Annotated in this window: 28 protein-coding genes; 10 read left to right on the top strand and 18 right to left on the bottom strand. The window is 68.8% G+C overall.

Going from position 1 to position 26,726, the window contains the following annotated elements:
• Positions 1 to 100: 100 nt before the first annotated feature.
• Genes ACIQFY_RS04410 through ACIQFY_RS04400 form a run of 3 tightly spaced genes read left to right on the top strand, consistent with a single transcriptional unit; the run spans position 101 to position 2,922 of the window.
• Entirely contained in the window at positions 101 to 703 is a 603-nt protein-coding gene (locus ACIQFY_RS04410) for a recombinase family protein (protein WP_055960814.1), read from the top strand.
• Between the two features lie 6 nt (positions 704 to 709).
• A complete protein-coding gene (locus ACIQFY_RS04405; RefSeq protein ID WP_071301383.1) occupies positions 710 to 2,113 on the top strand; it encodes a Mu transposase C-terminal domain-containing protein in 1,404 nt (467 codons plus the stop codon).
• Entirely contained in the window at positions 2,110 to 2,922 is an 813-nt protein-coding gene (locus tag ACIQFY_RS04400) for an AAA family ATPase (RefSeq protein WP_055960810.1), read from the top strand. The genes ACIQFY_RS04405 and ACIQFY_RS04400 overlap by 4 nt, the downstream gene beginning before the upstream one ends.
• Before the next feature lie 209 nt (positions 2,923 to 3,131).
• Here ACIQFY_RS04400 and nrdF read toward each other — a convergent pair whose 3' ends face one another.
• From nrdF to nrdH, 4 genes are all read right to left on the bottom strand, one after another.
• Positions 3,132 to 4,133: a class 1b ribonucleoside-diphosphate reductase subunit beta gene (gene nrdF / locus ACIQFY_RS04395; protein ID WP_058725585.1), complete on the bottom strand. Its 1,002-nt coding sequence runs from the start codon at positions 4,131 to 4,133 to the stop codon at positions 3,132 to 3,134.
• Positions 4,134 to 4,227: 94 nt separating this feature from the next.
• Positions 4,228 to 6,333, bottom strand: coding sequence for a class 1b ribonucleoside-diphosphate reductase subunit alpha (gene nrdE / locus ACIQFY_RS04390; protein ID WP_209685910.1), 2,106 nt, complete (start codon positions 6,331 to 6,333; stop codon positions 4,228 to 4,230).
• Between the two features lie 17 nt (positions 6,334 to 6,350).
• Positions 6,351 to 6,767, bottom strand: a complete 417-nt coding sequence (gene nrdI / locus ACIQFY_RS04385) for a class Ib ribonucleoside-diphosphate reductase assembly flavoprotein NrdI (RefSeq protein ID WP_209685912.1) — start codon at positions 6,765 to 6,767, stop codon at positions 6,351 to 6,353.
• 112 nt (positions 6,768 to 6,879) lie between these two features.
• Positions 6,880 to 7,113 (bottom strand): glutaredoxin-like protein NrdH, encoded by a 234-nt coding sequence (gene nrdH, locus ACIQFY_RS04380; protein ID WP_058727719.1) that lies wholly within the window; start codon positions 7,111 to 7,113, stop codon positions 6,880 to 6,882.
• Between the two features lie 390 nt (positions 7,114 to 7,503).
• Between nrdH and ACIQFY_RS04375 the strand changes: the two genes are divergently transcribed.
• Together ACIQFY_RS04375 and ACIQFY_RS04370 are read left to right on the top strand one after the other, a co-directional pair.
• Positions 7,504 to 8,709 (top strand): MFS transporter, encoded by a 1,206-nt coding sequence (locus tag ACIQFY_RS04375; RefSeq protein WP_066656297.1) that lies wholly within the window; start codon positions 7,504 to 7,506, stop codon positions 8,707 to 8,709.
• Between the two features lie 48 nt (positions 8,710 to 8,757).
• Complete coding sequence (locus ACIQFY_RS04370; protein ID WP_066656298.1) at positions 8,758 to 9,576, top strand: aldo/keto reductase; 819 nt, start codon at positions 8,758 to 8,760, stop codon at positions 9,574 to 9,576.
• A gap of 28 nt (positions 9,577 to 9,604) precedes the next feature.
• Here ACIQFY_RS04370 and ACIQFY_RS04365 read toward each other — a convergent pair whose 3' ends face one another.
• The 4 genes from ACIQFY_RS04365 to ACIQFY_RS04350 form a co-directional block, all read right to left on the bottom strand.
• Positions 9,605 to 10,189, bottom strand: a complete 585-nt coding sequence (locus tag ACIQFY_RS04365) for an IS5 family transposase (protein ID WP_268746753.1) — start codon at positions 10,187 to 10,189, stop codon at positions 9,605 to 9,607.
• A 70-nt stretch (positions 10,190 to 10,259) separates the two neighbouring features.
• On the bottom strand, positions 10,260 to 11,750 hold the full coding sequence (locus ACIQFY_RS04360; protein ID WP_144411374.1) for an MFS transporter: 1,491 nt from the start codon (positions 11,748 to 11,750) through the stop codon (positions 10,260 to 10,262).
• A 94-nt stretch (positions 11,751 to 11,844) separates the two neighbouring features.
• Positions 11,845 to 12,474, bottom strand: a complete 630-nt coding sequence (locus ACIQFY_RS04355) for a bifunctional 2-polyprenyl-6-hydroxyphenol methylase/3-demethylubiquinol 3-O-methyltransferase UbiG (protein WP_066656302.1) — start codon at positions 12,472 to 12,474, stop codon at positions 11,845 to 11,847.
• The gene (locus ACIQFY_RS04350; RefSeq protein WP_200884113.1) at positions 12,471 to 13,421 is read right to left on the bottom strand and encodes an NAD(P)/FAD-dependent oxidoreductase; all 951 of its coding nucleotides are present in this window, start codon (positions 13,419 to 13,421) and stop codon (positions 12,471 to 12,473) included. Before ACIQFY_RS04350 ends, ACIQFY_RS04355 begins: the two co-directional genes overlap by 4 nt.
• Before the next feature lie 77 nt (positions 13,422 to 13,498).
• Here ACIQFY_RS04350 and ACIQFY_RS04345 point away from each other — a divergent pair, with 77 nt between their 5' ends.
• Positions 13,499 to 14,074 carry a helix-turn-helix domain-containing protein gene (locus ACIQFY_RS04345; protein ID WP_066656309.1) on the top strand — a complete coding sequence of 192 codons (576 nt, stop codon included), beginning with the start codon at positions 13,499 to 13,501 and terminating at the stop codon, positions 14,072 to 14,074.
• A 762-nt stretch (positions 14,075 to 14,836) separates the two neighbouring features.
• On the opposite strand, the gene ACIQFY_RS04340 is transcribed toward ACIQFY_RS04345, so the two are convergent.
• The 5 genes from ACIQFY_RS04340 to ACIQFY_RS04320 all read right to left on the bottom strand — a co-directional run bounded on the left by ACIQFY_RS04340 (position 14,837) and on the right by ACIQFY_RS04320 (position 18,903).
• Entirely contained in the window at positions 14,837 to 16,222 is a 1,386-nt protein-coding gene (locus ACIQFY_RS04340) for a LamG-like jellyroll fold domain-containing protein (RefSeq protein ID WP_144411376.1), read from the bottom strand.
• Between the two features lie 65 nt (positions 16,223 to 16,287).
• On the bottom strand, positions 16,288 to 16,881 hold the full coding sequence (locus ACIQFY_RS04335) for a hypothetical protein (RefSeq protein ID WP_066656325.1): 594 nt from the start codon (positions 16,879 to 16,881) through the stop codon (positions 16,288 to 16,290).
• A gap of 133 nt (positions 16,882 to 17,014) precedes the next feature.
• Positions 17,015 to 17,221: a tautomerase family protein gene (locus ACIQFY_RS04330; RefSeq protein ID WP_066656327.1), complete on the bottom strand. Its 207-nt coding sequence runs from the start codon at positions 17,219 to 17,221 to the stop codon at positions 17,015 to 17,017.
• A 39-nt stretch (positions 17,222 to 17,260) separates the two neighbouring features.
• Positions 17,261 to 18,163: an SDR family oxidoreductase gene (locus ACIQFY_RS04325; protein WP_066656329.1), complete on the bottom strand. Its 903-nt coding sequence runs from the start codon at positions 18,161 to 18,163 to the stop codon at positions 17,261 to 17,263.
• Positions 18,163 to 18,903, bottom strand: coding sequence for an SDR family oxidoreductase (locus ACIQFY_RS04320; protein WP_066656331.1), 741 nt, complete (start codon positions 18,901 to 18,903; stop codon positions 18,163 to 18,165). Before ACIQFY_RS04320 ends, ACIQFY_RS04325 begins: the two co-directional genes overlap by 1 nt.
• A gap of 97 nt (positions 18,904 to 19,000) precedes the next feature.
• Here ACIQFY_RS04320 and ACIQFY_RS04315 point away from each other — a divergent pair, with 97 nt between their 5' ends.
• Both ACIQFY_RS04315 and ACIQFY_RS04310 read left to right on the top strand, forming a co-directional pair.
• A complete protein-coding gene (locus ACIQFY_RS04315; RefSeq protein ID WP_081985077.1) occupies positions 19,001 to 19,768 on the top strand; it encodes a TetR/AcrR family transcriptional regulator in 768 nt (255 codons plus the stop codon).
• Complete coding sequence (locus tag ACIQFY_RS04310; protein ID WP_066656333.1) at positions 19,765 to 20,265, top strand: VanZ family protein; 501 nt, start codon at positions 19,765 to 19,767, stop codon at positions 20,263 to 20,265. Before ACIQFY_RS04315 ends, ACIQFY_RS04310 begins: the two co-directional genes overlap by 4 nt.
• A 142-nt stretch (positions 20,266 to 20,407) precedes the next feature.
• Here the strand turns inward: ACIQFY_RS04310 and ACIQFY_RS04305 are convergent, their stop codons facing one another.
• The 3 genes from ACIQFY_RS04305 to ACIQFY_RS04295 all read right to left on the bottom strand — a co-directional run bounded on the left by ACIQFY_RS04305 (position 20,408) and on the right by ACIQFY_RS04295 (position 22,026).
• Positions 20,408 to 20,698 (bottom strand): hypothetical protein, encoded by a 291-nt coding sequence (locus ACIQFY_RS04305; RefSeq protein WP_066656335.1) that lies wholly within the window; start codon positions 20,696 to 20,698, stop codon positions 20,408 to 20,410.
• Positions 20,699 to 20,747: 49 nt separating this feature from the next.
• Positions 20,748 to 21,588 (bottom strand): IS5 family transposase gene (locus ACIQFY_RS04300; protein ID WP_400338431.1). Its coding sequence is split into 2 segments (ribosomal slippage): positions 20,748 to 21,284 and positions 21,286 to 21,588, totalling 840 coding nucleotides; the frame shifts between segments, so codons are not numbered across the junction.
• Between the two features lie 99 nt (positions 21,589 to 21,687).
• On the bottom strand, positions 21,688 to 22,026 hold the full coding sequence (locus tag ACIQFY_RS04295; RefSeq protein WP_066656341.1) for a hypothetical protein: 339 nt from the start codon (positions 22,024 to 22,026) through the stop codon (positions 21,688 to 21,690).
• Between the two features lie 310 nt (positions 22,027 to 22,336).
• On the opposite strand from ACIQFY_RS04295, the gene ACIQFY_RS04290 reads away from it, so the two are divergent.
• Both ACIQFY_RS04290 and ACIQFY_RS04285 read left to right on the top strand, forming a co-directional pair.
• Positions 22,337 to 22,990, top strand: a complete 654-nt coding sequence (locus ACIQFY_RS04290; RefSeq protein ID WP_400338429.1) for a LysM peptidoglycan-binding domain-containing protein — start codon at positions 22,337 to 22,339, stop codon at positions 22,988 to 22,990.
• Between the two features lie 65 nt (positions 22,991 to 23,055).
• On the top strand, positions 23,056 to 23,577 hold the full coding sequence (locus ACIQFY_RS04285; protein ID WP_066656346.1) for a ribonuclease H: 522 nt from the start codon (positions 23,056 to 23,058) through the stop codon (positions 23,575 to 23,577).
• 114 nt (positions 23,578 to 23,691) lie between these two features.
• Here ACIQFY_RS04285 and ACIQFY_RS04280 read toward each other — a convergent pair whose 3' ends face one another.
• Positions 23,692 to 23,943 (bottom strand): DUF6458 family protein, encoded by a 252-nt coding sequence (locus tag ACIQFY_RS04280; RefSeq protein ID WP_066656348.1) that lies wholly within the window; start codon positions 23,941 to 23,943, stop codon positions 23,692 to 23,694.
• A gap of 104 nt (positions 23,944 to 24,047) precedes the next feature.
• Positions 24,048 to 26,609 carry an RNA helicase gene (locus ACIQFY_RS04275; protein ID WP_066656349.1) on the bottom strand — a complete coding sequence of 854 codons (2,562 nt, stop codon included), beginning with the start codon at positions 26,607 to 26,609 and terminating at the stop codon, positions 24,048 to 24,050.
• Positions 26,610 to 26,726 lie beyond the last annotated feature (117 nt).

Here is a 26,726-nt window from a genome sequence, read left to right as displayed (position 1 = left end):
TCAGTCCGGGTGCGAGGCGCCGTGTCTTGTAGCGGAACCCAGTCCCAGAATCTACGTGCCGCCACTACCCCTCCTGGTCGAGTTTCGCTACGTTCTCTTCATGGGTCACCTTCTCGGGTATGCGCGCGTGTCCACCACAGACCAGGACGCGTCGCTGCAGATCGACGCGCTCAACGCCGCTGGCTGCTACCGCGTGTTCGTCGACACCATGTCCGGGTCGCTCCAACACCGGCCCGAGCTCGACAAGCTCCTCGACCAGCTCCGCCCCGGCGACACTCTCGTCGTCTGGCGACTCGACCGGCTCGGCCGGTCCATCCGGCACCTCATCGATCAGCTGCACGCTCTCGCCGAGCGCGGCATCGGGTTCCGGTCCCTGCAGGAGACCATCGACACCACCTCGCCCGGCGGCCGGCTCGTGTTCCACGTCTTCGCCGCGTTGGCGGAGTTCGAACGGGACCTCATCAAGGAACGCACCAACGCCGGCCTCGCCGCCGCTCGAGCCCGCGGCCGCACCGGCGGCCGACCATCTCGGCTCTCCGCGGACCAGGTGCGCACCGCACGCCGGCTCTACGAACAGCAGGACATGACCGTCGCGCAGATCGGCGACGTGCTCGGCGTTAGCCGCACCACCATCTACCGTGCACTCGCGAAGCACGCCGAGCCCGTCGCGGCGCGACGAACCAAGCCTTCCCCAACGATGTAGCTGGCTATGGACGCGAGCGAGCGGTGGGGCATCCTTCGACTGCACGTCGAGGACGCCATCCCGCTCGCCACCCTGGCCCGCACCACGGGCGTCGCTGAGCGCACCCTGCAACGCTGGTTGGCCCGCTACCGAACCGGCGGATACCCGGCTCTCGCCGACGGCACCCGCACCGATCACGGCGCCCGACGGACGGCACCGGAACTGGTGCGCCTGATTGAGGGGCTCGCACTCACCAAGCCACGACCTTCGATCGCCACGATTCACCGCCAGGTCGACAATTACTGCACCAAACGAGGTCTCTCAGCGCCGTCGTACTCCGTTGTGCGGTCGATCGTGAACGGGCTTGATCCCGGGATGGTGACGCTCGCGCTTGAGGGGCCCGCGTCATATCGGGACAAGCACGAACTGCTGCTCCGACGTCGTGCGGATCGCCCCAACGCGATCTGGCAGGCGGACCACACGATGCTCGATCTGCTCATCGTCGGACCCGACGGCAAGCCCGAACGGCCGTGGTTGACGGTGATCCTCGACGACTACTCCCGCGCGGTCTGCGGGTACATGGTGTTCCTCGGCGCCCCATCCGCCGCGAACACCGCGCTCGCGCTCCGGCAAGCGATCTGGCACAAGCCGGAACCGGACTGGCCTGTCTGCGGGATCCCAGACGTGCTCTACACAGACCACGGGTCCGACTTCACCAGCCACCGAATCGGCGACACCGCCGCCGTGCTGCACCTCCGCATCATCCACTCGCAGGTCGCTCGCCCCCAGGGCCGCGGGAAGATCGAGCGGTTCTTCGGCACCATCAACACCGAGCTGCTCCCAACGCTCCCCGGCCACCTCGCACCCGGATCCTCGGCGCCGGCGCCGACGCCGGCGCTGGATCTCGCCGGTGTCGACAGTGCCATCAACACGTTCATCCGCCGCTACAACGCCCGCATCCACCGCGAGCTCCGGAAGAGCCCACTGGAAGCGTGGATCGCAGACGGGTGGCTGCCACGAATGCCGGACTCCCTCGAGCAGCTCGACGGGTTCCTGCTCACCGTCCCGACCACGCGTGTCGTGCAACGAGACGGCATCCACTTCGAAGGGCTCCGCTACACCGCAACCACTCTCGCACCCTTCGTGGGCAGCACCGTCAGCGTCCGGTACGACCCCCGCGACGTCACCGAGATCCGTGTCTTTCACCGCGACGCGTTCCTGTGCACCGCGATCAGTACCGCGCATCAGACCGAGACCATCAGTCTCAAGCAGATCCAGGCCGCCCGGAACGCGCAACGAAGAGCCCTGCGCGGGCAGATCCGCGAACGCATCGCGATCGTCCGCCCCACACCCGATGATCACACCCCACCAGCACCCGCACCGGCACCGGATCAACCGCGACTGATGACCTACGAGGAGGACCGGTCATGACGAGCCAGTTCATCATCACGAAGGAACACCGTCGGTTCGCGGAGTTCGCCGACGCCGTCCGGAAGCAGAACACCATCGGCGTCTGCTTCGGCCCCGCTGGCGTCGGCAAGACCCTCTCCGCACGCCGCTACGCCCACTGGGACAGCATCGGCCCGTTCATCGCCAGATGGGCCGCACGCAGCGAAGACGACACGAAGATCTACGCCGCCGCCCACCGAGCCCGCACCGTCTTCTACACGCCCGAGGTCTCCGCCACGATGCGCGCCCTGCAGGACGACCTCCGGCACGACATGCTCCGCACCGAACGCTGCATCGAGGAACACCTCCTGCTCCAGGGTCGCCACTTCGACCACGCACACGGCCCCAACCCGTCCCTGCTCGAGCTGATCATCATCGACGAGTCCGAACGCCTCACCGGCAACGCGATCGAGTGGCTCCGCGACCAGTACGACCGCACCGGCATAGCGATGATCCTCATCGGCATGCCCGGCATCGAGAAGCAGTTCAGCCACTACCCGCAGCTCTACAGCCGCCTCGGTTTCGCCCACCAGTACCGTCCGCTCGGCCACGACGAGCTGCTCTTCGTCCTCGAACGTCAATGGCGCAAGCTCGGCAAGACGCTCGACCCCGACGACTTCACCGACGCGCAAGCCATCGCCGCCGTCGAACGCATCACCCGCGGCAACTTCCGGCTCCTTGAGCGCCTCCTCCCTCAGATCCAACGCGTCCTGAAGATCAACGAGCTCGACGTCATCACCAACGACGTCGTCGAGGCCGCCCGCAGCACCCTCGTCATCGGCACCACCTGACCCGACACCGATCGCAGCGAAAACGACGACACAGAGCGAGGCTGCTCACAATCGCACGCGAGACACGCTCAGTGACCGCCTGTCTCACTCGACCCGTCCGGAATCGTTCTCGGTGGAGGGGCGCCTTCCGGACACGTTCGCGGCGCGGGAAGAACGAGAACGCCCCGCCGGCCGGAGCCAGCGGGGCGTCCTCACGAGTCAGACCGGGATCAGAAGTCCCAGTCCTCGTCCTCCGTCACGACGGCCTTGCCGATGACGTACGACGAGCCCGACCCCGAGAAGAAGTCGTGGTTCTCGTCCGCGTTCGGCGACAGCGCCGACAGGATCGCCGGGTTCACGTCCGTCGTCTCCTTGGGGAACATCGGCTCGTAGCCCAGGTTCATCAGCGCCTTGTTGGCGTTGTAGTGCAGGAACTTCTTGACGTCCTCGGTCAGCCCGACACCGTCGTAGAGGTCCTGCGTGTACTGCACCTCGTTCTCGTAGAGCTCGAAGAGCAGGTTGAACGTGTAGTCCTTGATCTCCTGCTTGCGCTCCTCGGAAGCGCCCTCGAGGCCCTTCTGGAACTTGTACCCGATGTAGTACCCGTGCACGGCCTCGTCGCGGATGATCAGGCGGATCAGGTCGGCGGTGTTGGTGAGCTTCGCCCGGCTGGACCAGTACATCGGCAGGTAGAAGCCGGAGTAGAACAGGAACGACTCGAGCAGCGTCGAGGCGACCTTGCGCTTCAGGGGGTCGTCACCCGTGTAGTAGTCGAGGACGATCTGGGCCTTCTTCTGCAGGTTCGGGTTCTCCGTGGACCAGCGGAAGGCGTCGTCGATCTCCGGCGTCGAGGCGAGCGTCGAGAAGATCGACGAGTAGCTCTTCGCGTGCACCGACTCCATGAACGCGATGTTCGTGTAGACGGCCTCTTCGTGCGGGGTGATCGCGTCGGGGATCAGGCTGATCGCGCCGACGGTGCCCTGGATCGTGTCGAGCAGCGTCAGGCCGGTGAAGACCCGCATGGTGAGCTGCTGCTCCTCCGGCGTGAGCGTGTTCCACGACTGCACGTCGTTCGACAGCGGCACCTTCTCGGGCAGCCAGAAGTTGTTGACCAGCCGGTTCCAGACCTCGACGTCCTTGTCGTCCTGGATGCGGTTCCAGTTGATGGCACTGACCGCGCTGATCAGCGGGATGGACTTGCCCGTGGCGTGGACCGGGTCGGTGAGGGTCATGGCTTTCTTCCGGGTGGTGGTGGACAGGACGATCGGACGGACTGGAGGCGCGGGGCGGGGCCCGCCCCGCGCCTCCAGGAAGAGAGCAGCAGCTCTACAGCATGCAGCTGACGCAGCCCTCGACCTCGGTGCCCTCGAGGGCGAGCTGGCGCAGACGGATGTAGTAGATCGTCTTGATGCCCTTGCGCCATGCGTAGATCTGGGCCTTGTTGATGTCGCGCGTGGTGGCGGTGTCCTTGAAGAACAGCGTCAGCGACAGGCCCTGGTCGACGTGCTGGGTGGCAGCCGCGTAGGTGTCGATGATCTTCTCGGCACCGATCTCGTACGCGTCCTGGTAGTAGTCCAGGTTGTCGTTCGTCATGAACGGCGCCGGGTAGTAGACGCGGCCGAGCTTGCCTTCCTTGCGGATCTCGATCTTCGACGCGATCGGGTGGATCGACGACGTCGAGTGGTTGATGTACGAGATCGACCCGGTCGGCGGGACGGCCTGCAGGTTCTGGTTGTAGATGCCGTGCTCCTGGATGGACGCCTTCAGCGCCTTCCAGTCGTCCTGCGTCGGGATCGTGATGTTCGCGTCGTCGAACAGCGAGGCGACGCGCTGGGTCGCCGGCGTCCAGGCCTGGTCGGTGTACTTGTCGAAGAACTCACCCGACGCGTACTTCGAGTCGCGGAAGCCGTCGAACGTCTCCCCCGTCTCGATCGCGATGTTGTTCGAGGCGCGCAGGGCGTGGAACAGCACCGTGTAGAAGTAGATGTTCGTGAAGTCGATGCCCTCTTCGGAGCCGTAGAAGACGCGCTCACGAGCGAGGTAGCCGTGCAGGTTCATCTGGCCGAGGCCGATGGCGTGCGACTTGTCGTTGCCGTCCTCGACGGAGCGGACCGACGAGATGTGCGACATCTGCGAGACCGAGGTCAGGCCGCGGATCGCAGTCTCGATGGTCTTGCCGAAGTCCGGCGAGTCCATCGTCAGCGCGATGTTCAGCGAGCCGAGGTTGCAGGAGATGTCCTTGCCGATCTCCTTGTAGGACAGGTCCTCGTTGAAGGTCGTCGGGGTGTTGACCTGCAGGATCTCCGAGCACAGGTTGGACATGTTGATCCGACCCTTGATCGGGTTGGCCTTGTTCACCGTGTCCTCGAACACGATGTACGGGTAGCCCGACTCGAACTGGATCTCGGCGATGGTCGTGAAGAAGTCACGCGCCTTGATCTTCGTCTTCTTGATGCGCGAGTCGTCGACCATCGCGCGGTAGTTCTCGGAGATCGGGACGTCGCCGAAGGGCATCCCGTAGACCTTCTCGACGTCGTACGGCGAGAACAGGTACATGTCCTCGTTGTTCTTCGCGAGCTCGAACGTGATGTCCGGCACGACGACACCGAGCGACAGCGTCTTGATGCGGATCTTCTCGTCCGCGTTCTCACGCTTGGTGTCGAGGAACTTCATGATGTCGGGGTGGTGCGCCGACAGGTAGACGGCACCGGCACCCTGACGCGCGCCGAGCTGGTTCGCGTACGAGAAGGAGTCTTCCAGCAGCTTCATCACGGGGATGATGCCCGACGACTGGTTCTCGATCTGCTTGATCGGGGCGCCGGCCTCGCGGATGTTGGAGAGCAGCAGGGCCACGCCACCGCCGCGCTTGGAGAGCTGCAGCGACGAGTTGATGCCGCGCGAGATCGACTCCATGTTGTCCTCGATGCGGAGGAGGAAGCAGGAGACGAGCTCGCCGCGCTGGGCCTTCGCGGTGTTGAGGAACGTCGGGGTCGCGGGCTGGAAGCGGCCGGCGATGATCTCCTCGACGAGGTCGATCGCGAGCTGCTCGTTGCCCTGCGCGAGGCCGAGGGCGGTCATCACGACGCGGTCCTCGAAGCGCTCGAGGTAGCGCTTGCCGTCGAACGTCTTGAGCGTGTAGCTCGTGTAGTACTTGAACGCACCGAGGAACGTCTGGAACCGGAACTTCTTGGAGTACGCCAGGTCGTTGAGCTGCTGGATGAAGTCGAGCGAGTACTGCTCGATCGTCGCGGCTTCGTAGTACTCGTTCTCGACCAGGTAGTCGAGCCGCTCCTTCAGGTTGTGGAAGAAGACGGTGTTCTGGTTGACGTGCTGCAGGAAGAACTGCTTGGCGGCCTCACGATCCTTGTCGAACTGGATGTTCCCGTCCGCGTCGTAGAGGTTGAGCATCGCGTTGAGGGAGTGGTAGTCCATCCCCGTCTGCGGCGACGTCAGATCGACGTCTGCAACTGCTGCGTCCAAAATGCATCCAATCCTGAGTTGACCGCCTGCACGTCGTCAGGCGTTCCGAAGAGTTCGAAGCGGTACAAGAGCGGGACGCCGCACTTCTCGGCGATGACGTCCCCGGCGAGGCCGTAGGCCGCGCCGAAGTTCGTGTTCCCTCCGACGATCACACCGCGGATGAGCGAGCGGTTGCGTTCGTCGTTGAGGAACTTGATGACCTGCTTGGGGACCGCGCCCTGACCGTTGCCGCCACCGTAGGTGGGCAGCACGAGTACGTACGGCTCGTCCGCGTGGAGGAACGGGTCGCTCGGGAGGAGCGGGATGCGGTCCGCGTCACGGCCGAGCTTCTCGACGAAGCGGGCCGTGTAACCGGACACGCTCGAGAAGTAGACGAGGCGACTCATGTGCGCGCTCCTTGTGAGAGGTGCGGACAGCAGATCAGGGGTGGCCCGTCGGAGGTGCTGCGCGCCTCCCGGCCGGCGGAGCTGCGGGCCCCGGTGACGGGACCCGCACGGCTCACGCGAGTTCGGCGCTGAGCGTCGCGATCTTGTCGGGACGGAAGCCCGACCAGTGGTCGTCGTCGGTCACGACGACGGGGGCCTGCATGTAACCGAGGCTCTTGACGTGCTCGAGCGCCGCTTCGTCGGCGGAGACGTCGAGCACCTCGTACTGGATGCCCTTGTTGTCGAGCGCGCGGTACGTCGCGGTGCACTGGACGCAGGACGGCTTGGTGTAGACGGTGACGGCCATGATCTCCCCTGGTTCTTGCTGGGTGTTTCGTGCTGTGGAGGGTGGTGCTGATGCCTGTGCGCAGACGAGTCCGGGAGGGGCCGCTGCGATGGCATCCACACTACATCTAGTGGCTGGCTGCGTCACCGACCACAAGAGGAAGTGTTACAGCCGTGTAGTTCTCCACAAGCCCCTCCACAATGTGAACACCTCGGGGAGGCCCGTGATTCCGCCAGTCTGCGACCGACCACCGACACTTGCCCACACCCGTGGACAGCGTCGATCCACATGTGTGGAATCGGCGCGTCGGCGTGTCGCGGGAGCGTCCACCGAGCACCGCGAGCAGCCGGTCTGTCCACAGCACCCCCGGACGGGTGACGGCCCGATCCGTCCGGTCGGTACGCTCGTCCCGTGAGCGCCTACGGACCCCTGCTGAAGACCCCCGGAGTCGGTCGCGTCATCGCAGCACAGCTCACCGCGCGCTTCCCGTTCGGCATGCTGTCGCTCGCCTACCTGCTGCACGTCGAGCACGTGTTCCACTCCTACGGCGCCGCGGGGCTCGTCCTCGCGACGACGAGCATCGGCCAGGCGATCGCCGGTCCGCTCACCAGCCGCTGGATGGGCAGCTGGGGCATGCGGCCGGTGCTGGTCCTGACGAGCGCCGTCGCCCTGGCGAGCATGGTCGTGATCGCGTTCGTCACGATGCCGCTCTGGGGGTACGTCGTCGTCGGGTTCCTCGGCGGTCTGGCGGTCCCGCCCGTGCAGCCCGCGGTGCGCACCATCTACCCGAAGATGGTGACCTCGTCGCAGCTCACCCCCCTGTTCTCGCTCGACGCCAGTGCGCAGGAGCTCATCTGGGTCGCCGGCCCGGTCATCACCACGTTCGTCGCGACGCAGGTCGGCACGGTGCAGGCGATCGTCGTCGCCATGGTGTTCCTGGTCGTGGGCGGCGTGTGGTTCATCGCCTCCCCCGAGCTCGGTCGCGTCCGCATCCCCCGGTCGAAGCGGGCGTTCGGTGTCGTGCTGAAGCGGCCGTCGGTGATCGTCGCGACGCTGACCGGCCTGCTGCTCATCGGCGCGTGCTCGGCGGTCGAGGCGAGCGTCACCAGCGTCTTCGGAGAGGGCAGTCCGAACGCCGGCATCGTCCTCGCGGTGTTCGCGGTCGGGTCGCTCGCCGGCGGCCTCGCGCTCGGGCACCGACCGATCTCGAAGAACACGCTCTGGGCGCGCATGTCGATCGTCTTCGTCGGGCTCGCGCTCGCGGTCGGCGGCACCGACTTCTGGTGGCTCTGCCTGGCCCTCGTCATCGCCGGCGCCGGCATCGCACCGGCACTCGCGGTCATGTTCGGCTCGGTGTCCGCGACGGTCAAGTTCTCCGACACGGCCGAGGCCTACGGCTGGATGGGCACCGGCCAGCTCATCGGCGCCGCGGGCGGGTCCGCCGTCGCGGGCTTCCTCATCGACGCGAACGGCCCGACCGGCGGCATGACCGTCGGAGCGGTGATGGCGGCGGCGGGGGTCGTCCTGCCGCTCGTGACGAAGCGGTGGTTGCCCGACCTGCGCGGCCGCGACGCGAGCCCCCTCCCCGACACCGAGCCGGTCACGCTGCCGAGCTGACGGCCGGGAGGCACGACGCACCCCCGCCCCGATGGGCAGGATGGGTGCATGGTCACCTCCTTCCCCCTCCGCGACGGCCGGTCGATCCCCGCGATCGGGTTCGGCGTCTACAAGGTCGACGACGCCGAGGCGGAGACCGCCGTCCGCCTGGCGCTCGACGCCGGGTACCGCCACGTCGACACGGCCGAGATGTACGGCAACGAAGCCGGCGTCGGGAAGGCGATCCGTGCCTCCCGGCTGGACCGCGACGACGTCTTCGTGACCACCAAGGTGTGGAACGACCACCAGGGGCGCGACGCGACCCTGCGGGCGTTCGACGCGAGCCTCGAGCGGCTCGGACTCGACGCCGTCGACCTGTACCTCATCCACTGGCCGGCGGCGGCGAACGGCCGGTACGTCGAGACGTGGCGGACGCTCGTCGAGCTGCGCGAGCAGGGTCGGGCGCGGAGCGTGGGCGTCTCGAACTTCCAGGTGCCGCACCTGCAGCGGGTGGTCGACGAGACGGGCGAGGTGCCGGCCGTCAACCAGGTCGAGCGCCACCCGTGGCTGCCGCAGCGCGAGCTGATCGAGTTCCACGAGGAGCACGGCATCCGGACCGAGGCGTGGTCGCCGCTCGGACGTGGGCGGCTCGTCGACGACCCGGTGCTCACGCGGATCGCGGACGCGCACGGGGTGAGCGTGGCGCAGGTGCTCGTGCGGTGGAACGTGCAGCAGGGGGTCGTCGTGCTGCCGAAGTCGGTGACGCCGTCGCGCATCCGGGCGAACATCGACGTCGACGGGTTCGAGCTGACCGACGAGGACCTGACCGCGATCGCCGGTCTCGAGAACGGACAGCGGACCGGGTCGCACCCGGACTCGGTGTCCTGATGCCGTCGCCGTCGCCGTCGCCGGGGATCTAGAGCGTGTCTCCTGAATGGTGGGTCCAGGCGATGACGGCGTTGAGCACGACGGCTGAGCGGTAGACGATCGCGAGGTCGTCGTACCTCGTCGCCAGGGCTCGCCATTGCTTGAGGCGACAGAAGCCACGCTCGACGACGTTCCGGTTCCTGTAGTCGATGCGGTCGTAGGTCACGGGTCTCCCGCCGCGGGAACCACGCCGTTTCCGGTGTCCTTGCTGGTCGCGAGGCTCGGGGATCACGGACTCGATACCGCGGTCGCGCAGGTGTTGCCGGATCGCGTTGGATGAGTACGCCTTGTCACCGCGGAGCCGGTCCGGTCGGGTCCGCGGCCTGCCGACCGGACGGGCCACTTCGAGCGCTGCCAGCAGCGGCAGCAGCATCGGTGAGTCGCCGGCTTGTCCGGGCGTGATCAGGGTGACCAGGGGCAGCCCGTGGCCGTCGACGAGCTGGTGGACCTTCGTGGACAGGCCGCCGCGGGAGCGGCCGCATCCGTGATCAGGCGGCTCGAGCGTCCGCAACCGGACGGCCACGTTTGCCTGTCGGACTCGGCATGAACGACTGGATCGAAGACCACTGAGCATCGGAGAGCAGCTGGAATCATGTCACCACTACAGCGCGCCAGCGCTCTACCTGATCTTCAGCAGACACGCCCTAGTGCGTTGCAGCGGGAGTACTGGCGTGGGCTTCTTCCGATGTGGGGTCTTCGCTCTGCGCTCGCTTGCCGGAATTCCGGGTCAGGAGACCGGCGATCGTCGCGGCGAGGAAGAGCGCGGCGGACACCAGGAAAGCGGTCTGGTAGGCGGCAAGCGTCGTCGCACCTGTCGGTGTTCCCGAACCCTCTGTGAGGAGAGCAGTGGCGTAGACGGTGTTCAGCAGCGCGACGCCGAGAGCTCCGCCCAGCTGCTGCGTCGTGTTGATCGTGGCGCTGGCGACTCCGGAGTCAGCGTCCGTGACGCCGTTCAGCGCGGCGTTGTTGATCGCAACGTACGTCACACCGAGTCCGAGGCCCATCAGGATCTGGGAGGGCAGCACAACGGTGATCCAGGATGACGGGCCGATCGTGGTCAGCCACGCCATGCCTGCGGTAGCGAGGATGAGGCCGCCGACGATGAGGGGCTTGGCTCCGATGCGGGGCAAGAGGGATGAGGACAGCGTGGCACTCGCGACGATGCCGATGCTGAAGGGGAGGAACGCAAAGCCGGTCTGCAGCGGTGTGAAGCCGAGGGAGAGCTGCAGGTAGTAGGTGAGGAACAGGAACATACCGAACACCGCCGCGTTGGCAAGGAAGCCGGCAGAGAGCGCGCTGGCGCGGGTGCGGTTCGTCAGGATCCGTAGTGGGAGCATCGGGTTCTTCACCTTCGCCTGCACGAACACGAAGGCTGCGAGAAGCACGACGGCGCCGATGAGCGAGGCGATCGTGACGGCGCTGGTCCAGCCCGCGCCGGGTTCGGCGGCGTAGGTGAACCCGACGACGAGGAGAGCGGATCCGGCGGTGACGAGCACCGCGCCGAGAACGTCCAGGCGGCGCGAGCTCCCGGCGTGGCTCTCCCGAACGGCCCACATCGCCGTGATCACGGCGACGAGGGAGATCGGCACGTTGATGAACAGCGTCCAGCGCCAGTTGACGAATTCGGTCAGGACCCCGCCGAGGAGCAGACCGACTGCACCGCCAGCCCCCTGAACGGCCCCGTACGCGGCAAACGCCCGTGCTCGCTCACGCGGGTTGGTGAACGTGACGTTCAGCAAGGACAAGGCTGCGGGTGCGAGGGCTGCGGCGAACACACCCTGGGCGGCGCGAGCGGCGAACAGCATCTCTGGCGTTGAAGAGAGACCACCGATGGCGGACACGATCGCGAAGCCGATGAGCGAGATGACCAGGGTCTTCTTGCGCCCGACGATGTCCGCGATCCGACCGCCGAGCATCAGGAGCCCGCCGAAGGTGATGGCGTAGGCGGTCACGGCCCAGACGCGGTCAGCGTCCGAGATCCCGAGTTCCTGCTGCGCCTCCGGCAAGACGATGTTGATGATGGAGGCGTCGAGCACGACCATGAGGCTGGCCAGTGTGATCGCGACGAGGGCGAACCACTTCCGTGGGTTCTCCGGTGCGGACGGCGGCGGGGCGGTGACGGGTGAATCTGACACGTGGTGGTCCACTACTTTCGGGCAGGCCAAGGAGGCCCGAGGTGACGGGGAGGGTGGGGCAAGCACGAAGCACGAACCGGCTTCGGTTGGTCGGTCAAGGACGCTGGGCGAAGATGACGTTGTCAGCGACGTCGGCGCGCTGCCCGTCAGGGCCGGACGCCTCACGCCACGCGGTCTCCTGCCGCACGATGCGCAGGTCTTCACCGAGGCCCAGCCGGGTCACCGCCTCGTTCGCGGTGGGGAACTCCTGGTCGTGGGCACCCCAGGACCATGGTGCCGATGACGCGTGGTCGATGACGACGAGGTACCCGCCCGGGGACAGGACTTCGGATGTGCGACCGATGATCGCGTTCCGGTCGATGTCCACTGGCGTGTGGAAGTAACAGGCGTACACCAGGTCGAACGGGCCGGCGGGGATGTCTCGAGCAAGATCCTTCCGGAAGGCACTCAGGCGCGGGCCCAACTCACTGCGCTGCGCTGCGTCGGTGACGCGTGCAATGGCGGTCGCGGAGACGTCTACCGCAGTGACGTGCCAGCCGTTGGAGGCGAGCCAGAGCGCATCCCCACCGTGTCCGCATCCGAGGTCCAGAGCACGAGCCGGGACAGGAGCCAGGTCATCCAGGACTGCAGCGAGGACTGCGTTCGGCCGGGTCCCCCAAGACGGGTCCATGCCCTGGTAGTGGGATTCCCAGAACCGCTCGCTCGGCGTGGTGTCCTCGCTCATCGCGTCTCCGCCTTCGCGCTGCCGCGGAGTGCGAGGCGGACGTCGTCGAGGACGAGAGCGTGGTTCACCGCGCCTGCGGCGAGGGCCGCGGTGCCGATGGAGACAGGGACGTTGGCCATCGCGTTGACCACGTTCCCGGCCGCCCACACCCCGTCGACGCTCGTCCTCCCGCTGGGGTCGACGGTGGCGAAGGACCCCCAGGGGTGTTCAGTGCGCTCGACCTCCAGCTGTCGCAGTGCCGCGTCCTGTGGGATCAGACGCGGTGCGGTGAAGATCGCGTCGAGCTCGATGGTCCGTCCATCGTCGAACTCCACGCCGGACAGCTGGTCACCTCGGGACAGCACACGCGTGACTCGCCCATCCTCGATCTGGATGCCGCGGGCGTCGAACGCCGCCTGGTCCTCACCGGTCGGCGCATCCGTGTCGTGTGCGAGGTAGATGATCTGGTCGGACCACTGTCGCAACAGTTGCGCTTGGAAGATGCTGCCGGGGCCGGTAGCCAGGATCCCGATCCGTCGGTCGCGCACTTCGTACCCGTCGCAGTACGGGCACGCCGCGACACCGCTGCCCCAACGCTCGGCGAGGCCATCAACGTCAGGCAGTTCATCGCTGGCACCCGTCGCCACAAGGAGCGCCCGCGCCAGCACGGTCCGGGAGTCATCGGTCTCCACCGCGAACCCGTCGCCCTCGTGACGGGTCGTCACAGCCGGAGTGTCCCAGATGGCACCGCCGTGGGCTTCGACTTCGGCCCGACCTACCGCGAGAAGCTCCAGCGGAGGTTTCCCGTCATGACCGAGGACACCGTGCATGTGGGCGGCGAACCTGTTCCGGGGTGCCCCCGCATCGAGCACAAGCACCTTGCGGCGCGCACGTCCGAGCATCAGCGCTGCGCTGAGGCCAGCACTACCGCCACCGAGTACCACGACATCCCACTCGAATCTGCTCACGTGATGACCCTGCAACACGGTGACCAGAACCTCAAACTGATTTGCGAGAATCGCAAAGGCGGGAGAGGCTGTACGGTATGGGACACGACGACCTCGATGCGGTGATGGACGGGCTCGGCGCGCGGCTGAGGGAGCAGCGGACGAGACGGGGCCTCCGGCTCGCCGACGTGAGCGAGATCACGGGAGTCTCGATCAGCATCCTGTCCAGGCTCGAATCAGGGGTCCGCGCTCCAAGCCTCGACGTGCTGCTGAAGATCGCCCGCGTCTTCCAGGTTCCTCTCGACGAGCTCGTCGGCGCGCCCGCATCCGGTGATCCACGTGTGCACCCCAAACCGGTCCGTCGCCACGGGATGATCTACCTTCCCCTCACCACGAGGCCGATCGGGGTTCAGGCCTTCAAGGTGATCCTGCCGGGTCGTGAGCCGGACGCGCGGATCTGCCAGAAGACCCATGTCGGCTACGAGTGGGTGTTCGTTCTCACTGGGACGCTGCACCTGCAGATCGGCTCGACACTCACGGTGCTCGATGCTGGAGAGGTGGCCGAGTTCGACACGGCAGCGCCGCACGGCATGGCCAGCGGCACGACGAACCCGGTCGAGGTCCTGACCCTCTTCAGCGCACAGGGCGAGCAGCTGCACATCCGCGACGCCTGACCGTCGAGACTGCTCGCCAGGGTTGACGGTCGAACACAGAGAACCCGCGGTGTGGCGCCTTGCCGACCGCGTCACCTACGAGCGCGGGGCAGGGTTCCCAGGAGCGCCGAAGTTGATGAGCTCAGGAGGGCGTCCCAGAGACAGAGATGCCGCACCGCAATCTCCGGTTGGTCGGCCTACGCGGTGTGACCTGCAACGCGGAGTGGGCACAGGGCAGAGCTGCCCTGTGCGGACACCCTCCGTGCGGCGTGTGCCGTCGGGGCCGGCGTTGTGCTCCACGAGTCGAGCCAACCGCCGTTTCGTCACCTGTCAACGTATGTTGACGTGCCGTATCGGGCCGCGCCTCCGCGTCCCCTGACAAGAGCTCCTTCCGGTCAGCGAACTTCGTTGAAGCGAGGTCTGCTGGCCGAACCCGCGTTCACGACGCCACACGCGGCAGCCCCGAGTGGGCGCAAGTCGGACCCGTCACCCGACGACATCAACGCCGTTGTGCAACGGCGATCGTCGCTGCACCCGCACCCGAGCGGACGGCCAGTCGACGCCGCCGGCGCTACAGACAGGATCGGTCCGACCTACCAAGACTTCTTCACCAACGGAGATGCCAGTGGTACGCGCGTCCGTTCGGCTGGGGTCCAGAGAAATCGCACCGGACTGATCTGCCGACGACTCGGTTTGAACATGCGCTTGACTCCCGGCTCGGCGGGCGGGCCCCGTTCCCGAGTGACCAGGGCCTGCGTGCCTACTGCTTCGGCGTCCTGCCGGTCATCTGCCGACGGCAAAGTGTTCCTGCACCGCGGCCGCCGGCAGCGTGTCTTCATATACGGCGACGTTGTCGAGGTTGCCCTTGAAGTGGAATGTCGTGTGGTTGCCGGGCCAGCCGTTGAGGTTGTCGAAGCCGATCCGCCACCACCCGGTGCTGACCTCTGCTCTGGCGTTCGAGCTCGCGGCGACCTGTTCGCCGTCGACGTACAGCCGCATGCCCGACGCGTCCATGGTCGCGGTGGCGAGGTGCCAGACGCCGTCGTTCAGGCCGGCTGCGGAGCTGATCGCGATGTTGGTGCCGTTGTAGGCGCCGAAGTGCACGGCGCCCTCGTCGGAGAGGTAGAGCTGTCGGTCGTACTTGGTGGACTGGTCCGAGCGGAGGTTGCCGAAGCCGAGGAGCATCCCGCCGGTCGTCGTCGTGGTCCGGAACCACGTTTCGATCGCGAAGATCTGCGGTGCATCGACCGCCGCGTCCGTGATCACCTGCCCCCGCACCCCGCCCGTCAGCAGGGACGGACTGTCCCCGGCTCGGCAGGTGCCCGGGGCGAGCGAGACTCCCGAGGTGAGGGTGCCGTGGCGACCGTTCCCGGATCCGTCGGCCGCGGAGGTGCCGGGGGCGTCGTCGAACCGGTAGGTCAGGTACGTGTGTGCGAACGGCGCTCGCTGCAGACACGGGAACGTCGCGGTGGCGAGCCGGGTACCCGTGTTCGCCGCGGTGGCCGTGAACGCTGCGCGAGCGGCATCGTCCACCACGATCACCACGGCGAGGACGGCGGCGAGTGCACCGACGAAGACCACGCTCCGGGCACGTTCCGCGCGGACGGACCGCCGTCGTCGCCGACCGTGCCCGACCGCACGGGTCACCTCGGGTCCGCCTGGGCTGCCCAGGCGGGACGAGAGCACGAGGGCGCCCCCGAGTCCGAGCGTCGCCGCGGCGAGCCTGCCGACGTCGTGCTCGCGGACCCACAGTGCAGGGAGACCGACCAGCGGGACCCGGAGCACACCGACCCCGCGGACGTCCTCCGGCTCCACCGTCCGGGCATCGGGCGTGGGGTTCGCGTCACCGCGGAGTTGCAGGGAACCCGACGGCGTCCGCGCGACGAGTCGGTGCAGCAGCAGCGCTTCCGGGTGGTCGGGGTCCTCGACCAGCAGCACCTGCCCGATCGTCACCTCCCGATCGTGGACCGGCATCGCGACGACCACGTCACCTGGGAGGATCTTCGGCGCCATGGATCCCGACACCACCGTCGTGGGGGTCCACGCCCATGACGCAGGCAGCGCTGCCCAGAGCAGGAGGCTCACGGTGACCACGAGGACCGTGCGGCCGAGCAGTGCCGCAGCGAACACCACCCAGGTCGAGGCGGAGGCGTGCCCGGATCGTGTCACCGCGACAGCCGAGGGCTGTTCGCGTCGTCCGTCCGGACGCAGGGTGACGTCGGCCACGGCCGGGCTCAGGAACTCTGCGCTTCCCAGGTGAGACCGATGCGCGCGGTCCCGTTCTGGGCAGAGTTCGGCGTCGCGGCGTCGAGCGCGACCGTCACCTGGTACGTGCGCGACTCGGAGGAACCGCCGGCGGTGCGCCAGGTGCCGATGCCGTTCGAGAACCTCGTGGCGGTCGATCCGAGGTCGGCGAGGGAGCCCGACCAGACCGCGGCGGGCGAGAGCGGGGTGAAGCCGCTGCACTTGCCGAAGGACCCGCCGGTGCCCTCGGTGACGGTGACGTGCAAGGAGCTCGACAGTGCGTTGGTGGTCGCCGGGTCCGTGCCGTACAGCTTCACCGTCGAGGGGAGTGAGCCGGTCGACGTGACGACGATGCACGATGTCCGCGTGTCACCGGGCTGCAGCCCGGAGGCCGTGAAGAGCGCGGTGTCGGAATCGTCGTCACTGAGCGAGACGGACCCGGCAGACCAGGTGTTCGGGGCGTTGCTCGTCGTGGCCGAGAAGGCGGCGTAGGACGCCTGGGCGATGACGAGGCCGGAGGCCAGGACAGCCGTCGGGACGACGGCGAGGGCGATGGTGCGGCGTGCTCGAGACGTGAGGTGCACGGGGTTCCTTCGGGGAGGGCGCCACACCGTCGTCGGTGGACGCGAGCATGTGCAGGACGAGGGAGCGCGGATCGACTCCCGGTGCGGGGCGCGGCGGGGCCGTGCTGTCGGTCCCCGCCGCGCCCGGAGATGGTCAGACGCGGCCGAGCATCGCCTCGTTGAGGATGGTGCCGCCGAGCATCCAGCCGCCGTCGGCGACCTCGTCGAGGATGACGAGCGTCGTGGGTCGGGCTCGCTCGCCGTAGACGTCGACGATGGCGTCGGTGACGGCGTCCTGCAGCTTCTTCTTCGACTCCGGGGTCAGGGTGTCAGCGGGGACCTTGATGTTGGCGAAGGGCATGGTGTTCCTCTCGGTGGGGTGTCCCGGACGTTCCGGGGGTCAGAGCGCGGCGTTCGGGGACAGGAGGTCCTCGATGCCGACGCGGTGGTAGAACTCGGATCGGATGCGGTCGGCGACCGCCGAGACGACCTCGCTGCCGTCACGGGAGGGGTCGACGTGGGTCCGGAACGGGCGGGCGCCGTCGGCCAGGCCGACCACGCGCACGATCTCGTCGGCGACGTCCTGCACGTCGGCGTCGGCCGGCACGATCGCGGCGAGGCGGTCGGTCAGGTCGCGCCGGAGCGCCCCGTACTCCGTGTCGTGTTCGTCGACGCGGGCGGTGTCCGTCGGGACGGCGGCGTTCGTGAAGTGGTTCGTGCCCGAGGTGAAGGCGCCCGGGACCACGATCGTGGTGTCGATGCCGAAGCGGATCAGTTCCGCCGCGTAGCTCTCGGCCAGGGCGTCCATGCCGGCCTTCGCCGCGAAGTACGGCGCCAGGAACGGCGGGTGGCCGCCGCGGGTGGCCGAGCTGCCGACCCAGACGACGAGTCCGGACCGGCGCGCCCGCAGGTGTGGCAGGACGGCACGTGCGACGCGCTGGGCGCCGACGACGTTGACGTCGTACAGGGCGGCGAACTGTTCCGGCGTGAACGCCTCGGCCGGACCGTAGGCCATGTGGCCGGCGTTCTGCACCAGCACGTCGATGCGCCCGTGCGCACGGATCACGGTGCTGACCGCCTCGTCGACGGACTGCTCCGACTGCACGTCGAGCTCGACCGCGCCGAGCTGCAGGCCCTCGCGCACGGCGAGGTCGTCGAGCGCGGCACGGGCGGGCGCGTTCCGGCCGTCGACCGCACGCATCCCGGCGACGACGACGTGCCCCGCCCGCGCGAGCGACTCCGCCGTCAGCCGGCCGAAGCCGCTCGACGCGCCCGTGACGAGGACGACCCGCGGCGTCGGCATCAGACCATCCCGCCGTTGGCGCGGATGGTCTGGCCGTTGACCCAGTGCCCGTCGGGCCCGGCGAGGAACGCGACGACACCGGCGATGTCCTCCGGCATGCCGAGCCGTTCGAGGGGCGGGACCTTCGCCAGGGTGTCGATCTGGTCCTGCGTCTTGCCGTCGAGGAACAGCTCGGTCGCCGTCGGCCCCGGGGCCACCACGTTCGCCGTGACGTCCCGGCCGCGGAGCTCCTTCGCGAGGATCATCGTCATGCCCTCGACCGCGCTCTTGCTCGCGACGTAGGCGCCGTAGGTCGGGAACTGCGTCCCCACGACCGACGTCGACATGCCGACGAACGCCCCGCCGGCCCGGAGACGACGGGCAGCCTGCTGCGCGACGACGAAGGTGCCGCGGATGTTCGTCCGGTGCAGTGCGTCGAGGACGTCGAGGTCCTGGTCGGCGATCGTCGACAGCGCAAGGCGGCCGGCGGAGTGCACGACGACGTCGACGCCGCCGTGTTCGGCCTCGACCCGGTCGAACATCGCGGCCACGGCGTGCTCGTCCGCGACGTCGGCCTGCACGGCGACGCCACGGCCGCCCGTCCGCTCGATCTCGGCGACGGTGTCCTCGGCGGCGGCCGTCCCGCTGGCGTGGTTGACGACGACCGTGAAGCCGTCCGCGGCGAGCCGGATCGAGACGGCGCGGCCGATGCCGCGAGAGCCGCCGGTGACCAGGGCGACGCGGCGAGGAGTGGTGCTCATCGTCTGTCCTTTCAGTGATACGCGCAGAGCATTTCGGCGCTACGGCAGAACGTAGCACGGTTACGATCATCGATACAACCTGCGCTACGATCACTGCATGGCCCGATCTGACGAAGCGCTCCGCAGCGCCCTGCTCCGCGCAGCGGAGGACCAGCTGGTCACTGCCCCCGACGGGGACGTCGCCACCCGAGCGGTCTGCGAAGCGGCCGGCGTGACCCAGCCCGTGCTCTACCGGATCTTCGGCGACAAGCGCGGGCTCCTCGACGCCCTCGCCGAGACGGGCCTGCAGCGGTACACCGCTCGGAAGGCCGAGCTCGAGGTGTCCGACGACCCGGCAGCGGACCTGCGCCACGGATGGGACGACCACCTCGCGTTCGCTCGGGAACACGCCGCCCTCTACCGGCTGATGTTCGCCCCACGGCCGTGGGCGAGCAGTTCCGCGCGGGACGGCCTGACCGCGCTGCTCGAACGGACGCTGACCCGGTGCGCGGCCGCGGGCCTGCTCCGCGTCGACGTCCCCGTCGCAGCGACCATGCTGCTCGCCGCCAACGTCGGACTCGCACTCCACCAGATGACCACGACGGCTCCGGACACTGCCGACGACGACGCACTCCGGGACGCGGTCCTCGACGCCGTCCTCATCGAGGCGTCCGCCCGCGACCAGGACGACCTCGACGCGGCTGCTCGTCGCCAGCTCCGCGCCCGGCTCGACGACGACGGGTCGGACGCGTTGCTCCCCGAGGAGACCGCACTCATGCGGATCTGGCTCGACCGACTCGACCACGAGGCCGACCACGAGGCCGACCACGAGGCCGACCACGGCCACGAAACCGACCACCACCAGGACCACGAAGGCACCCGATGATCTCCACGTTCCTCGCCGAACACGCCCCCCTCGTCCCCATCGGGTTCTGGGTCGCCCTCGCCGTCGCCACGGGGGTCGCCTGGCTGCTCCACCGTCTGCGGCTCCGCGGCGTCCTGCTCGGCCTCTCCGGCCTGTCGTTCGTCGCCGCCCTCGTGCTCACCCTGCTCCCCGACGGTGCCCGCTCTGGCGGCGTCACCTGCACCGTGCAGTTCTCGGTCCCGTTCCAGGGCATCGACACCCTCGCCAACATCGCGCTGCTGCTGCCGCTCGCGCTCTTCCTCAGCGTGGCGACGAACCGGCCACTCACCGTCCTCGCCGGCACGGTCGCCCTCTCCGTCGCCATCGAGGTCGTGCAGGCCCTCGCACCGGCACTCGGCCGGCGATGCGACACCAACGACTGGTTCATGAACACCGTCGGAGCACTGCTGGGCGCGGTCATTGCTCTGACCATCCATGCGATCGACCGGCGGCGGCGCGCCGCTTTCGTCCTGGACTGAACCGCTGCCGGATCACGACAGGCGCTGACCGGTCGATGTCCGTCCTCGATCAGGGTGCGATGTGCGCGTGCTCACCTGCCGCAGCAAGAATGGTGAGCCCCCCCGACAGGCCTGCCGTCAGCTGCACCGATCGTGTGCGGGATCATCCTCGGCCGAGTCCCTGCCACTTGCGGAACCCGGCGACGCGCGACGCGTCGGGGCGCTGACCGAGGATCAACAACACGTTGCCCAGGCTGTAGGCGTGGAACGCGGACGCGCACGCGAGGAACGCCGTCCACCGTTCCGCGTCGCGCAAGCTCTCAACCTGCGTCGCGATCGACTCGTGGAGTGCGGCGGCCTGCGCCTTCTTCTCCTCGATGGTGCGGCGGGGCGTCGAGGTCTTCTCGGCCGGACGGCGGGCCGCGGTCTTGGTGGTGCGTGTCGTGGTGATCATGGTTCCTGCTCCTGGGTCGATCGGGGATGATGGGCGGAGCGGGAGGGACCTAGAGCGTGTCTCCTGAATGGTGGGTCCAGGCGATGACGGCGTTGAGCACGACGGCTGAGCGGTGGACGATCGCGAGGTCGTCGTACCTCGTCGCCAGGGCTCGCCATTGCTTGAGGCGACAGAAGCCACGCTCGACGACGTTCCGGTTCCTGTAGTCGATGCGGTCGTAGGTCACGGGTCTCCCGCCGCGGGAACCACGCCGTTTCCGGTGTCCTTGCTGGTCGCGAGGCTCGGGGATCACGGACTCGATACCGCGGTCGCGCAGGTGTTGCCGGATCGCTTTGGATGAGTACGCCTTGTCACCGCGGAGCCGGTCCGGTCGGGTCCGCGGCCTGCCGACCGGACGGGCCACTTCGAGCGCTGCCAGCAGCGGCAGCAGCATCGGTGAGTCGCCGGCTTGTCCGGGCGTGATCAGGGTGACCAGGGGCAGCCCGTGGCCGTCGACGAGCTGGTGGACCTTCGTGGACAGGCCGCCGCGGGAGCGGCCGAATCCGTGATCAGGCGGCTCGAGTCCCGAATCCGTGTGATTCGATGGTTCCCCCTGTGGTGCGGGCGATGTTCGTGGCGTGCTGATGCGCGCGAGCGATCGTGGAGTCCACTGACAACGACCGGTCCACCGCCCCAGCCTGGTCCGCGGACGCTGTCACCGCGGCGAGGACCCTGTCCCACGTGCCGTCGCCTGCCATCCGGCGATGCCACTTCCACACCGTCTGCCACGGCCCGAACACCTCGGGCAGGTCACGCCACGCGATCCCGGTCCGATACCGGTACACGATCCCCTCGACCATGCTCCGAGCGTCCGCAAACGGACGGCCACGTTTGCCTGTCGGACCCGGCATGAACGACTGGATCGAAGACCACTGAGCATCGGAGAGCAGCTGGAATCATGTCACCACTACAGCGCGCCAGCGCACTACCTGATCTTCAGGAGACACGCCCTAGCCCCGGCGGTCCTCCTCGGACTGCCACGGCAGGTTCAGGTCGCCCGGCTCGGGCTCGACGTCGCCCGCGTCGTCCGCACCGCCGGTGCCGGGTGCCGCCACCACGCGGGACGGGTCGATGCCGTCCTGCTCGAGGTCCTCGCGGCTGCGCTGCTGCGTCTGGGACGCGACCGTCTCCCGTTCGCTCGACGGGCTGTAGGACGTGTCGGCGGCACGCTGCTCGCGGTCGCTCACGCCGTCGACGTCGTCGCTGTGCGCCGCGTCGCGGAGTTCGTCGTTGCGGGCGCGGTCGTCGGACTCGTCGGGGCCGGGCACGTTCGGGATGCTGTCGCTCATGCCCCGCACAGTAGGCCGGGGCTCCTGGTACCGGTTCGGTCACGACGGCCGTGATCCGGTTCGCGCTCGGGTACCGTCGTCCCGACGAAGGGGGTCGGACGATGGGTCGGACGAGGGCACGGGGCACGGCGGCCGTCGCACTGGTGGGGATGAGCACGCTGCTGTTGGCTGGCTGCTCGCTGTTCGGCGACGACGCCCCGCTGCCGGCGCCGACCGGCCACGCTGCGCCGAGCGCCTCCGCGACGCCGGGGCCGTCGGCGGGTCGGCTGCCGCGGACGACACCGCCCAGCCCGTCGCGGCGCCGCAGGCGGTGCCGGCCGGCACGGTGGTCGCGGAGACCGACGCGGTGTCGAAGACCGGCGACACGTCGATCCACGTCCGGGTCGTCGCGAACGACCACGGCACGTTCGACGCGGAGCTCTCCGGCTACCGCACCACCCAGCCGCAGCCGATGTCGGTGGAGTTCCGGCGCACGGCGCAGTACGGGGACGGCTACGACGCCCGAGCCGTGGGCACGACGAGGTGGGGCGCGCAGGCCCAGCCCCCGGCCACCGTCAGCCTGTCCGGAGCAGGGGCGGACCCGGACTGGCTGCGCACCGTCGTCCTCGTGCCGGACCAGTCCGACGGTGACGACAGCGACCGCCCGTGGGTCCACAAGGTGCTCGCGATCGGCACGCTGTCCTGGTCGATCCCGGATCCGGAGCCGGGTCTCCACGTCACGCTCGGCACCGCTCGCCCGGGTGCCTACGGCTACGCGTTCGACGCCGCCGACGAGACCCTCCGCGGCACCACCGGCACCCCGGTCAGCTACCGCGTCAACCAGGGTGACGACCTGACCACGATCGCGAAGCGCTTCGGGATCACCGTCGCCCAGTTGCGGTGGCTGAACCCGCAGATGGAGACGGAGGGCGACGACTGGGTGATCAAGGGGACCCTACTCAACCTCGACCCCGCCACGCGCTGATCTGGTGTGCGTCCGTCGGTCGGCTACGCTCGACCAGCACCCCGCACCACCCAGGAGGCCACATCGTGACCATCGTCGCCGCCGCAGACGGCTCCGCCCTCGGCAATCCCGGACCGGCCGGCTGGGCCTGGTACGTCGATGACGACCGCTGGGCAGCCGGTGGATGGCCGCGGGCGACGAACAACATCGGCGAGCTCACGGCCGTGCTGCAGCTGCTCCGCGCCACGAAGGACACCGGCGAGCCGCTGCACATCCTCTGCGACAGCCAGTACGCGATCAAGGCGTGCACGGAGTGGCTGGCCGGGTGGAAGCGCAAGGGCTGGCGGAAGGCCGACGGCAAGCCCGTGCTGAACGTCGAGATCATCAAGGAGCTCGACGCCGAGCTGCAGGGCCGCAAGGTCACCTTCGAGTGGGTCCGCGGTCACGTCGGCCACGAGATGAACGAGGCCGCGGACGTCCGTGCCCGCGGCGCTGCGACCGCCTTCCAGAACCGCACCGAGGTACCGACCGGTCCGGGTTGGCCGGACACCGTCGTCCCGCCCGCTCCGGAGCCGGTGCAGGTCGAACCGCCCGCCACCCTGTTCTGACGAGCCACACGCCCTGTCGGGCTGCACGACGACGGGCCGCACGACGACGGGCCGCACGACGACGGGCCCGGGCGATGTCCTCGCCCGGGCCCGTCGTCCGCTCGGGACGTGCGCTCAGTAGGTGCCGTCGCGACGGTCCTGCCGGGTGATCTGCTCCCCCGACGCCGGGTCGACGCCCGACCGGGTGGTGGTCGTGGTCCGACGCCCGCCGAACCCGACCGCCAGGCTGATGATGAGCAGCACGACGCCGGCGGCCATCAGGATGTAGCCGATCAGGCGCAGGTCGATGCCGGCGATCTGGTAGTCGACCGCGAAGGCGACGATCGCTCCGATGACGATCAGGGCGATGCTCGATCCGATGCGCATGACGGGTCCTTCCGTGGTGCCCCGTCCCGGGTGTCCGGGGCTGGCGTCGAAGGTACCCGGACCGCGGCGGCGAGGTTCCGTGTGACCGCCGAGCGAGGCCGCCCTCAGTCGACGTCGACCTCGGCCCAGCCGTCGAACCGGCCGATCTCGGTGACGCGCACCACGGCTTCGCCGGTCTCGTCGGACGCGTCCAGGTCGATCGTCGCCGAGAACCCGAAGTCCTTGTCGCCCTCGGGGTCGGCGAAGATCTGCCGTGCCCGCCAGGTCCGACCCGGCCCGTGCTCGTCGAGCACCAGGTACGCCATCGACCGGGCGTCCCCGTCGGTCCCGATCGCGTCGTGCTCCTCGTAGTACTCCTCGAGCACGGCGTCCCACTCCTCCTGCCCGAACCCTGCGGCCCCGTCGAGCGCGGCGAGCCCGGCAACGTCGTCCGCCGCCGCGAGCAGCACCCGCTGGAACAGGGCGTTCCGCACGAGCACCCGGAACGCCCTCGGGTTGCCGGTGAGCCGGGCGGGCTGCGGCGGCGCGATCTCGTCGTGTTCCGCGGCGGCCTCCGCGACGGAGCCGTTGACCAGCGCCTCCCACTCGTCGACGAGCGAGGAGTCGGTCTGCCGCACGACCTCGCCGAGCCACTCGATCAGGTCGTCGAGCTCGGGCGTGCGCTGTTCCTCGGAGATGGTCTGGCGCATGGTGCGGTAGGCGTCGGACAGGTACCGGAGCACGAGTCCCTCGGAGCGGGTCAGCTGGTAGAACCGCACGAAGTCGCCGAAGGTCATCGCCCGCTCGTACACGTCGCGCACCACGGCCTTGGGCGACAGCGTGAAGTCGAGCACCCACGGCTGTTCGGCCGCGTAGGCCTCGTACGCGGCGGTCAGCAGTTCGTCGAGCGGCTTGGGCCAGGTGACCTCCTCGAGCAGCTCCATCCGCTCCTCGTACTCGATGCCCTCGCGCTTCATCCGGGCGACCTCCTCGCCGCGCTCCTTGAACTGCTGCTGCGCGAGGACGGCGCGCGGGTCGTCGAGGGTCGCCTCGACGACCGACACCATGTCGAGCGCGTACGTCGGGGACTCGGGGTCGAGCAGTTCGAAGGCGGCGAGTGCGAACGGCGACAGCGGCTGGTTGAGCGCGAAGTTCACGGGCAGGTCGACGGTCATGCGGTAGCGCCCGTCGACCTTCTCGATCACGCGGGCGTTGATCAGCGTGCGGGCGATCGACAGCGCGCGTCGGGCCATCGCGAGCTGCCGGGAGCGCGGCTCGTGGTTCTCGAACACGAGCGAGCGGACGTCGGCGAAGGCGTCACCCCCGCGGGCGACGACGGCGAGCACCATCGCGTGCGTGATCCGCATCCGGGACACCATCGGCTCGGGCTCGGCGGCGATGAGCCGGTCGAACGACGCCGGCCCCCACGAGACGAACCCCTCCGGCGCCTTCTTCTTCTTGACCTTGTTCTTCTTCTTCGGGTCGTCCCCGGCCTTGGCGACGGCCCGGGCGTTCTCGATCTCGTGCTCCGGCGCCTCGGCCACGACGTCGCCCTCGGTGTCGTAGCCGGCTCGTCCGGCTCGTCCGGCGATCTGGTGGAACTCGCGGGCGGACAGCTGCCGCATCCGGGAGCCGTCGAACTTCGTCAGCCCGGTGAGCAGCACGGAGCGGATCGGCACGTTGATCCCGACCCCCAGGGTGTCGGTGCCGCAGATCACCGGCAGCAGGCCGCGCTGGGCGAGCTGCTCGACGAGCCGGCGGTACTTCGGCAGCATGCCCGCGTGGTGCACGCCGATGCCGGCCCGGATGAGTCGTGACAGCGTCTGCCCGAACCCGGCGCTGAAGCGGAACCCGGCGATCGCGGCGGCGATCTCGTCCCGGCGTTCGCGCGACGCCACCTTCACGGACATGAGCGCCTGCGCCCGTTCGAGCGCAGCGGCCTGGGCGAAGTGCACGATGTAGACCGGCGCCTTCCCCTCCTCGAGCAGACGTTCGACCGTCTCCTGCACCGGGGTCAGCACGTACTCGTACGACAACGGCACGGGCCGCGAGACGCCGGTGACCCGTGCGGTCGGGCGCCCGGTCCGGCGCGACAGGTCGTCGGCGATGGTCGTGACGTCGCCGAGCGTCGCCGACATGAGCAGGAACTGCGCGCGCTCGAGCACGAGCAGCGGCACCTGCCACGCCCAGCCGCGGTCGGGGTCGCCGTAGAAGTGGAACTCGTCCATCACCACGACGTCGACCTCGGCGTCCGGGCCCTGGCGGAGCGCGGTGTTCGCGAGGATCTCGGCGGTGCAGCAGATGATCGGGGCGTCCGCGTTGACGCTCGAGTCACCGGTCACCATGCCGACGTTCTGCGCGCCGAACAGGTCCACGAGCTGGAAGAACTTCTCGGAGACGAGGGCCTTGATGGGCGCCGTGTAGTAGCTGCGCTTGCCCTCGGCGAGCGCGGCGAAGTGCGCCCCGGCCGCGACGAGGGACTTGCCGGTGCCGGTCGGCGTGCTGAGGACGACGTTCGCGCCGGAGACGAGCTCGATGAGCGCTTCGTCCTGCGCCGGGTAGAGCGGTCGTCCGCCCGCCTCGGCCCAGTCGGCGAACGCCTGGTAGACCGCGTCGGGGTCGACGGCGCCGTCGACCGCCGCCGGCAGGGCGGCGAGGAGCGGCGGGGTGGTGGTGACGTCGGTCATGCGCCCATCCTCCCAGGTGGGCGGTGACCGGCAGACGAGCCGGCGGCGGACGGGAGGCACGGGGCCGCTCCGCCACGCATCCGGCGTCCGCACGCACCGACCGCAGGTCGCAGGCCG

It is taken from the genome of Curtobacterium sp. NPDC092190 (assembly GCF_044755625.1).
In the GTDB taxonomy this organism is placed as follows: domain Bacteria; phylum Actinomycetota; class Actinomycetes; order Actinomycetales; family Microbacteriaceae; genus Curtobacterium.
The sequence above is the reverse complement of the archived record's forward strand: the minus strand, read 5'-3'. Positions and strand labels throughout refer to the sequence as shown.

Bases quoted from the DNA above. Each gene is read 5' to 3' on its own strand.
- ACIQFY_RS04280 (WP_066656348.1), bottom strand. From the start codon at position 23,943: ATGCGCATCGGATCGAGCATCGCCCTGATCGTCATCGGAGCGATCGTC.
- nrdH (WP_058727719.1), bottom strand. From the start codon at position 7,113: ATGGCCGTCACCGTCTACACCAAGCCGTCCTGCGTCCAGTGCACCGCG.
- ACIQFY_RS04410 (WP_055960814.1), top strand. From the start codon at position 101: ATGGGTCACCTTCTCGGGTATGCGCGCGTGTCCACCACAGACCAGGAC.
- nrdF (WP_058725585.1), bottom strand. From the start codon at position 4,133: ATGACCCTCACCGACCCGGTCCACGCCACGGGCAAGTCCATCCCGCTG.
- nrdE (WP_209685910.1), bottom strand. From the start codon at position 6,333: ATGGACTACCACTCCCTCAACGCGATGCTCAACCTCTACGACGCGGAC.
- ACIQFY_RS04275 (WP_066656349.1), bottom strand. From the start codon at position 26,609: ATGACCGACGTCACCACCACCCCGCCGCTCCTCGCCGCCCTGCCGGCG.
- ACIQFY_RS04345 (WP_066656309.1), top strand. From the start codon at position 13,499: ATGGGACACGACGACCTCGATGCGGTGATGGACGGGCTCGGCGCGCGG.
- ACIQFY_RS04310 (WP_066656333.1), top strand. From the start codon at position 19,765: ATGATCTCCACGTTCCTCGCCGAACACGCCCCCCTCGTCCCCATCGGG.
- ACIQFY_RS04365 (WP_268746753.1), bottom strand. From the start codon at position 10,189: ATGCTCAGTGGTCTTCGATCCAGTCGTTCATGCCGAGTCCGACAGGCA.
- ACIQFY_RS04325 (WP_066656329.1), bottom strand. From the start codon at position 18,163: ATGCCGACGCCGCGGGTCGTCCTCGTCACGGGCGCGTCGAGCGGCTTC.
- ACIQFY_RS04315 (WP_081985077.1), top strand. From the start codon at position 19,001: ATGGCCCGATCTGACGAAGCGCTCCGCAGCGCCCTGCTCCGCGCAGCG.
- ACIQFY_RS04370 (WP_066656298.1), top strand. From the start codon at position 8,758: ATGGTCACCTCCTTCCCCCTCCGCGACGGCCGGTCGATCCCCGCGATC.
- ACIQFY_RS04355 (WP_066656302.1), bottom strand. From the start codon at position 12,474: ATGAGCGAGGACACCACGCCGAGCGAGCGGTTCTGGGAATCCCACTAC.
- ACIQFY_RS04295 (WP_066656341.1), bottom strand. From the start codon at position 22,026: ATGAGCGACAGCATCCCGAACGTGCCCGGCCCCGACGAGTCCGACGAC.
- ACIQFY_RS04320 (WP_066656331.1), bottom strand. From the start codon at position 18,903: ATGAGCACCACTCCTCGCCGCGTCGCCCTGGTCACCGGCGGCTCTCGC.
- ACIQFY_RS04400 (WP_055960810.1), top strand. From the start codon at position 2,110: ATGACGAGCCAGTTCATCATCACGAAGGAACACCGTCGGTTCGCGGAG.
- ACIQFY_RS04330 (WP_066656327.1), bottom strand. From the start codon at position 17,221: ATGCCCTTCGCCAACATCAAGGTCCCCGCTGACACCCTGACCCCGGAG.
- nrdI (WP_209685912.1), bottom strand. From the start codon at position 6,767: ATGAGTCGCCTCGTCTACTTCTCGAGCGTGTCCGGTTACACGGCCCGC.
- ACIQFY_RS04405 (WP_071301383.1), top strand. From the start codon at position 710: ATGGACGCGAGCGAGCGGTGGGGCATCCTTCGACTGCACGTCGAGGAC.
- ACIQFY_RS04305 (WP_066656335.1), bottom strand. From the start codon at position 20,698: ATGATCACCACGACACGCACCACCAAGACCGCGGCCCGCCGTCCGGCC.